Source organism: Caproiciproducens sp. (assembly GCF_053840905.1).
The window spans coordinates 19078-28125 of record NZ_JBNLXQ010000021.1 but is presented as its reverse complement, the minus strand read 5'-3'; the positions used below and the strand labels follow the sequence as shown (position 1 = coordinate 28125).

Here is a 9048-nt window from a genome sequence, read left to right as displayed (position 1 = left end):
ACTTCGAAACCGGACGTGCCGAGTTCGCTTCAATGACAGCCTTGATTTTTTCGCTCTGACGGCTCTTGTCTTTAATGGAGATCACTTCGCCCGGCTTTGTCAGGTAGGAAGGAATATCCACTCTTTTGCCGTCCACAGTAAAGTGCCCGTGAACCACCAGCTGACGGGCTTCCGCCCTGGAATTGCCCCAGCCCAAACGGTAGACCACGTTGTCGAGACGGGATTCCAAAATCGCGAGCAGTTCGTCGCCGGTCTTTCCTTCTTTGCGGGTCGCAAGGTCGTAGTAGCCCCTGAACTGGGACTCCAGTACACCGTAGTAACGTTTTGTCATCTGTTTTGCGCGCAGCTGAAGGCCATACTCAGAGGTCTTTTTGCGGCCCTGACCATGCTGGCCCGGAGCATACGCCCGGCGGGTTACCCCGCATTTGTCCGTGTAGCATCTTGCGCCCTTCAGGAAAAGCTTCTGGCCTTCCCGGCGGCAAAGCTTGCACACAGCGTCTGTATATCTTGCCATATTATGGTTGCACCTCCTATATCGGTTTTGTTACTATACGCGTCTTCTCTTCGGAGGACGGCATCCGTTGTGCGGAATCGGAGTAACGTCTTTGATCATGCTGACTTCAAGGCCCGCGCCCTGAAGCGCGCGGATAGCCGCCTCACGGCCCGCGCCCGGTCCCTTTACAAAAACCTCAACCGTTTTCATACCGTGCTCCATCGCTGCTTTCGCGGCGGTCTCGGCGGCGGTCTGAGCGGCGAAAGGAGTGGACTTTCTGGAACCTCTGAATCCTAATTCACCCGAGCTCGCCCACGAAACCGCGTTGCCCTGCGTATCCGTAATGGTAACGATCGTGTTGTTGAAGGTGGACTGGATATGAGCGGCTCCGCGATCTATATTTTTACGCTCACGGCGTCTGCGGACTGCGGTGCCTTTTTTAGCTGCGCCTTTCTGTGCTGCCATCTTTTGAATCCCTCCCTATTTACTTCTTCTTGTTGGCCATGGTCTTTCTGGGACCTTTGCGTGTACGCGCATTGGTTTTGGAACGCTGGCCTCTTACCGGCAGGCCCTTGCGGTGACGGACACCACGGTAGCAGCCGATTTCAATCAGTCTCTTAATGTCAAATGCTACGTCGCGGCGAAGATCGCCTTCAACGCGGCAGTGATGGTCGATATACTCTCTGAGCTTTGCCGCATCATCCTCTGTTAAATCCCTTACACGGATGTCCGGGTCGACGCCTGTTTCTGCGCAAATATTCGTTGCAGTCCTGCGGCCGATACCGAAAATATAGGTAAGAGCAATTTCGATGCGCTTATCTCTGGGCAGATCAATACCTGCTATACGCGCCATACTGGTTGCACCTCCACTGTTAATAGGTTTGCGCCAAATTAGCCCTGGCGCTGCTTATGCTTCGGGTTTTCACAGATTACCATGACTTTACCCTTGCGTTTAATAATTTTGCATTTTTCACAAATTTTCTTGACAGAAGGTCTTACTTTCATTTGTGCGCCCTCCCTTAGCGAGTGTTTGTTTTACTTTGAACGCCACGTAATACGGCCGCGCGTCAGATCGTAAGGCGACAGTTCGATTGTGACCTTATCCCCCGGCAGGATGCGGATGAAATTCATCCTGAGCTTGCCGGAAATGTGCGCGAGTATCGTATGGTGGTTTGGAAGCTCTACCATAAACATTGCGTTAGGCAGCGCCTCGGTAACGATTCCTTCAGTTTCAATTACGTCCTGTTTCGACATTACTTACCCTCCTCTTGTGGAAAACGGCCCCCGGCGTTGAACTCCCTGAGGGCACCTCGTATTTCACGGTTGGTCTGCATTGAACCTTCGGCCAATATGGTTTTGGTCGGACAAAGATGTTTCAGCTTTTTCCTTTTCGGGTGGTCAAGGCTGCGGCGCCTTCCGTCGCAGATCAGTGCGAATCCGGCGTCTGCCTCAAGCACCGTGAAAAAGCCGTCCCTGTCGCGTCCCGCGGCCGACCGGACAACCAGTCCTCTGACAAAGTCCATTGGCTACCCCCTTAATCCGGCTGTGTTAAAATGACCGGGCCGTCCGGAGTAATGGCAATGGAATGTTCGAAATGCGCGGAAAGCTTGCCGTCCGCGGTTACGGTCGTCCAACCGTCCGCAAGGGTTTTGACTTCCTTTACACCCTGGTTAATCATCGGTTCAATTGCAATGGTCATGCCTGGCAACAGTCGCACGCCCCTGCCGGGTGTGCCGTAATTGGGAACACTGGGGTCTTCGTGCATCTTCGCACCTACTCCGTGGCCGACAAAATCCCGTACCACCGAGTAACCGCGAGCTTCGGCATACCGCTGGACCGCGCTGCCGACGTCGCCGATCCGATGACCGGCTGTTGCGGCTTTAATGCCTTCAAACAGGCTTTCGCGTGTTGCATCCATAAGGGCCTGCGCTTCATGGCTTACGTCGCCGCATGGGAAAGTCCACGCGTTGTCTCCGACAAAGCCCTCGAAAGTCGCGCCTATGTCAATGCTGACAATGTCGCCCTGCCTGATAATCGTGCCCTTATGGGGTATGCCATGGATCACCACGTCGTTTACGGAAATACATGCGCTTGCCGGGAAGCCGCCGTACCCGAGGAACGTGGGCTTTGCGCCCTGTTCCTCAATGTATCGGCGGGCGGCACGGTCGATTTCCCAGGTGGAAACACCGGGTTCGACCATTTCGCCGGCCAGCTTTAACGCTCTTGAAGATACCCTGCCCGCATCCCTCATAAAGCTGAGTTCGCGGCTGGTTTTAAGCACTATCATGATTACGCCTCTAATGCGGCAAGAATCAGTTTCGTGGTGTGCTCGACATCCTCTTGCCCTTCTACTGTGCAAAGCTTGCCCTGTTTCAGATAATAATCCTTCAGGGGCTCGGTTTGCTCGTGATATACATTTAAGCGCTCTTTGACCGTATCCGGGTGGTCGTCCTTGCGCTGAACTAGGGTGCCGCCGCATTTGCTGCAAACGCCCTCCACCTCCGGCTTTTTGTAAAGCAGGTGGTAGCTGGCCCCGCAGTTTTCGCAGACACGGCGTCCGGACATACGCTGCACGATCGTCTCGTCGGGGACCTCAAGATTGAGGGCCCTGTCGATGCGAACGCCCATTTTGTCCAGAGCCTCGGCCTGGGGAATCGTGCGCGGGAATCCGTCCAGAACGAATCCGTTTTTGCAGTCGTCATCGGCCAGACGCTCTTTGATAATGCCGATGACAACCTCGTCGGGAACAAGCTTGCCCGCGTCCACAAAGGACTTGGCGCGAACTCCCATCTCAGTGCCGCTCTTCAGCGCTTCACGGATAATATTACCCGTGGATATTGCAGGAATGTGATAACGCGAGCAGATGACTTCTGCCTGCGTGCCTTTACCGGCGCCAGGGGCGCCGAGAAGGATCAGATTCATATTCTCTCACTCCTTATCAATCAAGGAAGCCTTTGTAATGGCGCATCATCATCTGCGACTCCATCTGCTTCACGGTTTCCAGCGCGACACCAACCAGAATCAGGATGGAGGTTCCGCCGATCGACATGTTGCGCATGCCGGTAGCGGCGCCGAAGCCGATGGGCAGCAGAGCGATCACCGCAAGGAACAGCGCCCCGATTAAAGTGATCTTTGAAAGAATCTTCGCGATAAAGTCAGAAGTGGGTTTGCCCGGACGAATGCCGGGAATCGTGCCATTGTTCTGACGAAGATTATTGGCCATCTCTATCGGATTATACTGAATTGTCACGTAGAAATAAGCAAACATGATAATCAGCAGGAAATACATCAGCGAATAGATCCATCCGGTAGAGGAGAAAGCTTCAAAAAAGCCCTTCCAGAATCCGGTTGTCACCTTGTTGCCAAGGAACAGCTGGATCGTACTTGGAATCGAGAGAATGGAACTTGCGAAAATAATCGGCATAACGCCGGACATGGCAACCTTAATCGGAATGTGGCTGCTCTGGCCGCCGTACATCTTCCTTCCGACCATACGCTTGGCGTACTGTACGGGGATACGGCGCTCCGCGTCATTCATAAACACAATGACCCAGATGACCACAAGGAAGAGCAGCACAAACAGCGGAACGTAGAAATAGTACTTGCCGTAGGTGGCCGCGTCCTGATTGGCGGCCTGCAGATACTGTCCCAGCAGGCTGATTGTGTGCGGCATTCTCGCCACGATACCGGAAAACAGCAAAATGGAAATACCGTTTCCAATGCCCTTTTGGTTGATCTGTTCGCCCAGCCACATCATCAGCGCGGTACCCGCGGTAAACGCCAGGATGATGACAAAAGCGGCAAACACCTGCTCCCAGCCCTTGGTGTATTTCGCGATCGGAACACCCTGATAGGAGCTGTTGCGCAGATAGAAGAAATAAGCGGTGCCCTGAATCAAGCCAAGACCGACGGTGACGTAGCGGGTCATGGTGCCGATCTTCTTGCGGCCCTCTTCGCCTTCCTTTGCCATTCTTTCCAGCGCCGGAATCGCAACTGTCAGAAGCTGCATAATGATGGAGCTGTTGATGTAGGGCGTAACGCTCATTGCAAACAGAGTACCGTTTGCAAAAGCGCCGCCGGAGAGCATATCAAGGTAGCTCAGCGCCGAACCGGTCTTGTCGACTGTGGTCATCAGTCCCTTCAATGCGGTGACATTGAGGAACGGGACCGGAATGACGGCGCCGAAACGGAAAACCATGATGATAAACAGTGTAAACAGGATCTTTTTACGAAGCTCCGGGATGGACCAGGCATTCTTTATTGTTTGAAACAACTTAGATCACCTCTGCCTTCCCACCCGCGGTTTCTATCTTTTGCTTCGCAGCCTCGGAATAAGCAGTAACTTTTACCGTTAATTTTTTTGTCAGATTGCCGTTGGCAAGGATTTTCACCCCGTCACAGCAGGTCTTTACAATCCCCGCGTCGATCAGCGCCTGGGTGTCCACCACAGAGCCGTCTTCGAACCTGTCGAGTGTGCCTACGTTGACAGAGACGATGGTCTTAGCAAAAATATTGTTAAACCCTCTTTTCGGAATCCGTCTCTGCAAAGGCATCTGACCGCCTTCAAATCCGGGACGCATGCCTCTGCCCGCTCTGGCCTTTTGACCCTTGTGGCCCTTGCCGGCAGTTTTCCCCTGACCTGAACCGTGTCCTCTGCCGATACGCTTCGGCTCTTTGACGGAACCGGGTACAGCAGTTAGTTCATGCAACTTCATTTACTCGCACCTCCTTGCTTACGCTTTACTTACCTCGATGAGGTGGATTATCTTGGCCACCTTGCCTTTGGTCTGTTCATTTTCAGGCTGAACGGAAGTGTCGCCGATTTTAAAGAGACCAAGAGCCTGGGCGGTTGCAATCTGGTCCTTTTTGCTGCCGATCAGACTTTTGATCAGCTTTACTTTCAGCTGTGCCATCTTGCTACCCCCTTATTAAAGAATATCTTTTACCGACTTGCCGCGTGTTGCAGCGACTTCACCGGCAGTACGCAGCTTGGACATGCCGTCCAAGGTTGCTCTGACTACATTACACGGATTGTTGGAACGCAGGGCCTTTGTTCTGATGTCCCTGATTCCGACCGCTTCTACGACCGCACGGACCGGGCCGCCGGCAATGACACCGGTACCGGGGGCGGCAGGTTTCATCAGAACTCTGCCGGCGCCGTACATGCCGATGATTTCGTGCGGGATGGTGGAGCCGCGCATGGCAACCTTGATCAGGTTCTTTTTCGCGTCTTCAATCCCCTTGCGGATCGCGTCGGGAACTTCGCCCGATTTTCCGATGCCGAAACCGACTGTGCCGTTTCCGTCGCCGACAACCACAAGGGCTGCAAACTTGAAGATACGGCCGCCTTTTACGGTCTTGGATACACGATTAATAGCAACTACATGTTCTTTGAGTTCCATAGACGTTGCGTCAATTCTAGCCAAAAGTATTCCTCCTTCTTAGAACTTGAGGCCGCCCTCACGGGCGCCTTCGGCCAGCTCTTTGACGCGGCCGTGGAAAATATAGCCGCCGCGGTCAAATACGACCTCGGTGATGCCCTTTTCGGCGGCACGTTTGGCAATAAGCTCGCCAACCTTGCGTGCGGCGTCCTTGTTTCCGCCATTACCATTGAAATCCTTGTCCAGTGTGGAAGCTGCTGCAAGAGTAACTCCCTTTACGTCGTCGATAATCTGGGCGTAGATATTGGTGGTAGAGCGAAATACATTCAGGCGTGGGCACTCTGCTGTGCCGGAAATTTTACCGCGCACCCTGCGGTGACGGTTAAGCCTGGCTCTGTTTGTGTCAGTCTTATTCACCATTTGTCATTCACTCCTTACTTACTTCTTAGCGCCCTTACCGGCCTTGCCTTCCTTATGGCGGACAAATTCACCGGTATAACGGATACCCTTGCCCTTGTACGGCTCGGGCGGACGTTTCTCGCGCACTTCCGCGGCAAACTGACCGACCTGCTGCTTATCCGGGCCCGAGATCACGATTTTGTTTGCGGCCGGGCACTCGATGGAAATGCCGTCGATCTCAGGGACGATCACCTGATGAGAATAACCGAGATTCATCACAAGGTTCTTGCCCTGCTTCTGCACACGGTAGCCGACGCCCAAAACGTCAAGCTCCTTTTTGAATCCGTCCGTTACGCCGACGACCATATTGTGGATCAGCGTGCGGGTCAGACCGTGCAGCGACCTGTTTTCTTTTTCGTCGTTGGGACGGGTGACGAGCACCTCGGCGCCCTCCACAGAAACGTTCATATTGTGATGAACTTTCTGGGTCAGCGTACCCTTCGGTCCCTTGACGGTGACAACGTTGCCGTCAACCTTTACGGTGACGCCAGCGGGAATATTTATGGGTTTTCTTCCAATTCGCGACATTACTGCACCCCCTTGTTACCAGATAAATGCGAGAACCTCTCCGCCGACATTCTCTTTGCGGGCCTGACGGTCGGTCATGACGCCCTTCGAAGTAGAAATGACAGCGATGCCCAGGCCCTTCATGACCTTCGGCAGATCCTCTGCGTTGGAATAGATACGGAGGCCTGGCTTACTGACTCTGCGCAGGCCGTTGATGGCGGGAGCCTTGTTCTCGCCGTATTTGAGATTCACCTTGATAATGCCCTGTTTGCCGTCCTCTGTTACCGTATAATTCTTTACATAGCCCTCGTCAACAAGAATTTGCACAATGGCCTTTTTCATGTTGGAAGCGGGAATGTCAACCGAATCGTGCTTTGCAGAAACTGCATTGCGAATACGGGTGAGCAAATCAGCAATTGTATCTGTAATTTGCATACCGTTACCTCCTTTGCTAAGCTTTACCAGCTGGCCTTTTTCACGCCCGGGATCTCACCCTTGTGAGCAAGTTCCCGAAAGCATATACGGCAAATTCCGAACTTGCGAAGGTAGGCATGCGGCCTGCCACAGATCTTGCATCTGTTGTATTCGCGAGACGAGAATTTCGCAACTCTCTGCTGCTTGATTTTCATAGAAGTCTTGGCCACAATATTCCCTCCTTATTTCGCAAACGGGGCGCCCATGAGTGTTAAGAGCTCTCTGGATTCCTCGTCGGTGTTTGCGGTCGTTACGAAACAAATATCCATTCCGCGGACCTTATCGATTTTGTCGTAATCGATTTCAGGGAAGATCAGCTGCTCTTTGACGCCCATATTGTAGTTGCCGCGGCCGTCGAACGAGTTTGCGCTGATTCCTCTGAAGTCTCTTACGCGCGGGAGAGCAACATTGAAGAGCCTGTCTAAGAACTCATACATTCTGTCTCCTCTGAGCGTTACCTTTACGCCGATGTTCATGCCCTCGCGGAGCTTGAAGTTCGCAACCGACTTTTTCGCTTTGCAGATCACCGGCCTCTGGCCGGTAATGGCTGCGAGATCGGCTGTAATGGCGTCGATTACCTTTGCGTTTTCCTTTGCTTCGCCGGCGCCTACATTGATGACGATCTTCTCAAGCTTCGGAATCTGCATGACGCTTTTGTAAGAAAACTTTTTCATCAGTGCGGGTGCGACATCCTTTTGGTAAAATTCCTTCAGTCTTGCCATGTCGTTTTATCCTCCCTTACAGCGCTTCGCCGCATTTTTTGCAAACGCGTTCCTTAGTGCCGTCCTCATAAAGCTTATGCGAGACACGTGTGGGTTTGCCGCAGCGGGGGCAAACGACCTGGACCTTGCAGGCGTACAGTGCGCCTTCGGCTTTTACAATACCGCTCTGTTCGCCCATTTTGCGGGCTTTCACATGTTTGGAAACCATGTTGCGGCCCTCAACGATGACCTTCCCCTCCTCGGGGCTTACGGCCAGAACCTTGCCCTTCTTGCCGCGTTCTTTGCCATTTAAAATGACGACGGTGTCACCCGTTTTAACATGAACCTTATTATTCATCAGTGAGCACCTCCCATCACAGCACTTCAGGGGCAAGACTTAAAATTTTCAGATAGTCTTTGTCGCGCAGTTCCCTGGCTACGGGCCCGAAAATACGCGTTCCCCTCGGATTTTTATCGTCTTTGATGAGGACAGCCGCATTTTCGTCAAAGCGGATGTATGTTCCATCATCACGGCGGACGCCGAAAGCAGTGCGAACAATGACTGCCTTAACGACTTCGCCTTTTTTAACAGTGCCGCCCGGAGCCGCTTTTTTAACGGAAGCGACAACCACGTCACCTATATTGGCATACCTTCTGCCGGTACCGCCGAGAACGCGGATGCACATAAGCTGCTTCGCGCCGGTGTTGTCGGCAACGTTGAGGTAAGTCTGCTGTTGAATCACAGTGCGTTCCTCCTTTGCTTAAAGCCAATTACTTGGCTTTCTCTATAATCTCGACGAGACGCCATCTTTTCTCTTTGCTGAGGGGACGGGTCTCCATCACACGCACGCGGTCACCGATTGTGCATTCATTGTTTTCATCATGTGCTTTCAGCTTCACGGTACGCTTGATAATCTTGTTGTAAAGCGGATGCTTTACCCTGTTTTCTATTGCAACCACGATGGTCTTATCCATCTTGTTGCTGACGACCTTGCCAATCTCTGCTTTTCTAATATTCCGATCGCTCACAGAT

Annotated in this window: 20 protein-coding genes; all 20 read right to left on the bottom strand. The window is 52.8% G+C overall.

The features are described 5' to 3' along the window. Positions 1–514, bottom strand: a 514-nt coding sequence (rpsD, locus tag ACQGQ5_RS15170) for a 30S ribosomal protein S4 (RefSeq protein WP_455737313.1), incomplete at its 3' end; no start/stop codon positions are given. A 33-nt stretch (positions 515–547) separates the two neighbouring features. Next, positions 548–958, bottom strand: coding sequence for a 30S ribosomal protein S11 (rpsK, locus tag ACQGQ5_RS15165; RefSeq protein WP_275713401.1), 411 nt, complete (start codon positions 956–958; stop codon positions 548–550). A gap of 19 nt (positions 959–977) precedes the next feature. Beyond that, positions 978–1346, bottom strand: coding sequence for a 30S ribosomal protein S13 (gene rpsM / locus ACQGQ5_RS15160; protein WP_455737312.1), 369 nt, complete (start codon positions 1344–1346; stop codon positions 978–980). Positions 1347–1384: 38 nt separating this feature from the next. Next, positions 1385–1498, bottom strand: coding sequence for a 50S ribosomal protein L36 (rpmJ, locus tag ACQGQ5_RS15155; protein ID WP_022174947.1), 114 nt, complete (start codon positions 1496–1498; stop codon positions 1385–1387). Positions 1499–1528: 30 nt separating this feature from the next. Further along, positions 1529–1747, bottom strand: a complete 219-nt coding sequence (gene infA, locus ACQGQ5_RS15150) for a translation initiation factor IF-1 (protein ID WP_038325909.1) — start codon at positions 1745–1747, stop codon at positions 1529–1531. Then, positions 1747–2016: a KOW domain-containing RNA-binding protein gene (locus tag ACQGQ5_RS15145; RefSeq protein WP_455737311.1), complete on the bottom strand. Its 270-nt coding sequence runs from the start codon at positions 2014–2016 to the stop codon at positions 1747–1749. Before ACQGQ5_RS15145 ends, infA begins: the two co-directional genes overlap by 1 nt. A gap of 11 nt (positions 2017–2027) precedes the next feature. Further along, positions 2028–2780 (bottom strand): type I methionyl aminopeptidase, encoded by a 753-nt coding sequence (map, locus tag ACQGQ5_RS15140; protein WP_455737310.1) that lies wholly within the window; start codon positions 2778–2780, stop codon positions 2028–2030. Between the two features lie 2 nt (positions 2781–2782). Beyond that, entirely contained in the window at positions 2783–3415 is a 633-nt protein-coding gene (locus tag ACQGQ5_RS15135) for an adenylate kinase (RefSeq protein ID WP_455737309.1), read from the bottom strand. A gap of 16 nt (positions 3416–3431) precedes the next feature. Continuing rightward, a complete protein-coding gene (gene secY, locus ACQGQ5_RS15130; RefSeq protein ID WP_455737308.1) occupies positions 3432–4766 on the bottom strand; it encodes a preprotein translocase subunit SecY in 1335 nt (444 codons plus the stop codon). 1 nt (position 4767) lies between these two features. After that, complete coding sequence (gene rplO, locus ACQGQ5_RS15125) at positions 4768–5208, bottom strand: 50S ribosomal protein L15 (RefSeq protein ID WP_455737307.1); 441 nt, start codon at positions 5206–5208, stop codon at positions 4768–4770. Positions 5209–5226: 18 nt separating this feature from the next. Then, complete coding sequence (rpmD, locus tag ACQGQ5_RS15120; RefSeq protein WP_038325916.1) at positions 5227–5406, bottom strand: 50S ribosomal protein L30; 180 nt, start codon at positions 5404–5406, stop codon at positions 5227–5229. 15 nt (positions 5407–5421) lie between these two features. After that, a complete protein-coding gene (gene rpsE / locus ACQGQ5_RS15115; protein WP_455737306.1) occupies positions 5422–5919 on the bottom strand; it encodes a 30S ribosomal protein S5 in 498 nt (165 codons plus the stop codon). 15 nt (positions 5920–5934) lie between these two features. Beyond that, positions 5935–6294, bottom strand: coding sequence for a 50S ribosomal protein L18 (gene rplR / locus ACQGQ5_RS15110; RefSeq protein ID WP_038325918.1), 360 nt, complete (start codon positions 6292–6294; stop codon positions 5935–5937). Positions 6295–6312: 18 nt separating this feature from the next. Beyond that, positions 6313–6861 (bottom strand): 50S ribosomal protein L6, encoded by a 549-nt coding sequence (gene rplF, locus ACQGQ5_RS15105; RefSeq protein WP_455737305.1) that lies wholly within the window; start codon positions 6859–6861, stop codon positions 6313–6315. 15 nt (positions 6862–6876) lie between these two features. Beyond that, complete coding sequence (rpsH, locus tag ACQGQ5_RS15100) at positions 6877–7275, bottom strand: 30S ribosomal protein S8 (RefSeq protein ID WP_275713384.1); 399 nt, start codon at positions 7273–7275, stop codon at positions 6877–6879. Between the two features lie 23 nt (positions 7276–7298). Beyond that, complete coding sequence (locus tag ACQGQ5_RS15095; RefSeq protein ID WP_038325921.1) at positions 7299–7484, bottom strand: type Z 30S ribosomal protein S14; 186 nt, start codon at positions 7482–7484, stop codon at positions 7299–7301. Positions 7485–7496: 12 nt separating this feature from the next. Next, positions 7497–8036 (bottom strand): 50S ribosomal protein L5, encoded by a 540-nt coding sequence (gene rplE / locus ACQGQ5_RS15090; RefSeq protein ID WP_275713383.1) that lies wholly within the window; start codon positions 8034–8036, stop codon positions 7497–7499. A 16-nt stretch (positions 8037–8052) separates the two neighbouring features. Further along, positions 8053–8373, bottom strand: a complete 321-nt coding sequence (rplX, locus tag ACQGQ5_RS15085) for a 50S ribosomal protein L24 (protein ID WP_038325923.1) — start codon at positions 8371–8373, stop codon at positions 8053–8055. Positions 8374–8389: 16 nt separating this feature from the next. Continuing rightward, the gene (gene rplN / locus ACQGQ5_RS15080; protein WP_038325924.1) at positions 8390–8758 is read right to left on the bottom strand and encodes a 50S ribosomal protein L14; all 369 of its coding nucleotides are present in this window, start codon (positions 8756–8758) and stop codon (positions 8390–8392) included. A 28-nt stretch (positions 8759–8786) separates the two neighbouring features. Further along, a complete protein-coding gene (rpsQ, locus tag ACQGQ5_RS15075) occupies positions 8787–9044 on the bottom strand; it encodes a 30S ribosomal protein S17 (RefSeq protein WP_038325926.1) in 258 nt (85 codons plus the stop codon). Positions 9045–9048: the final 4 nt, after the last annotated feature.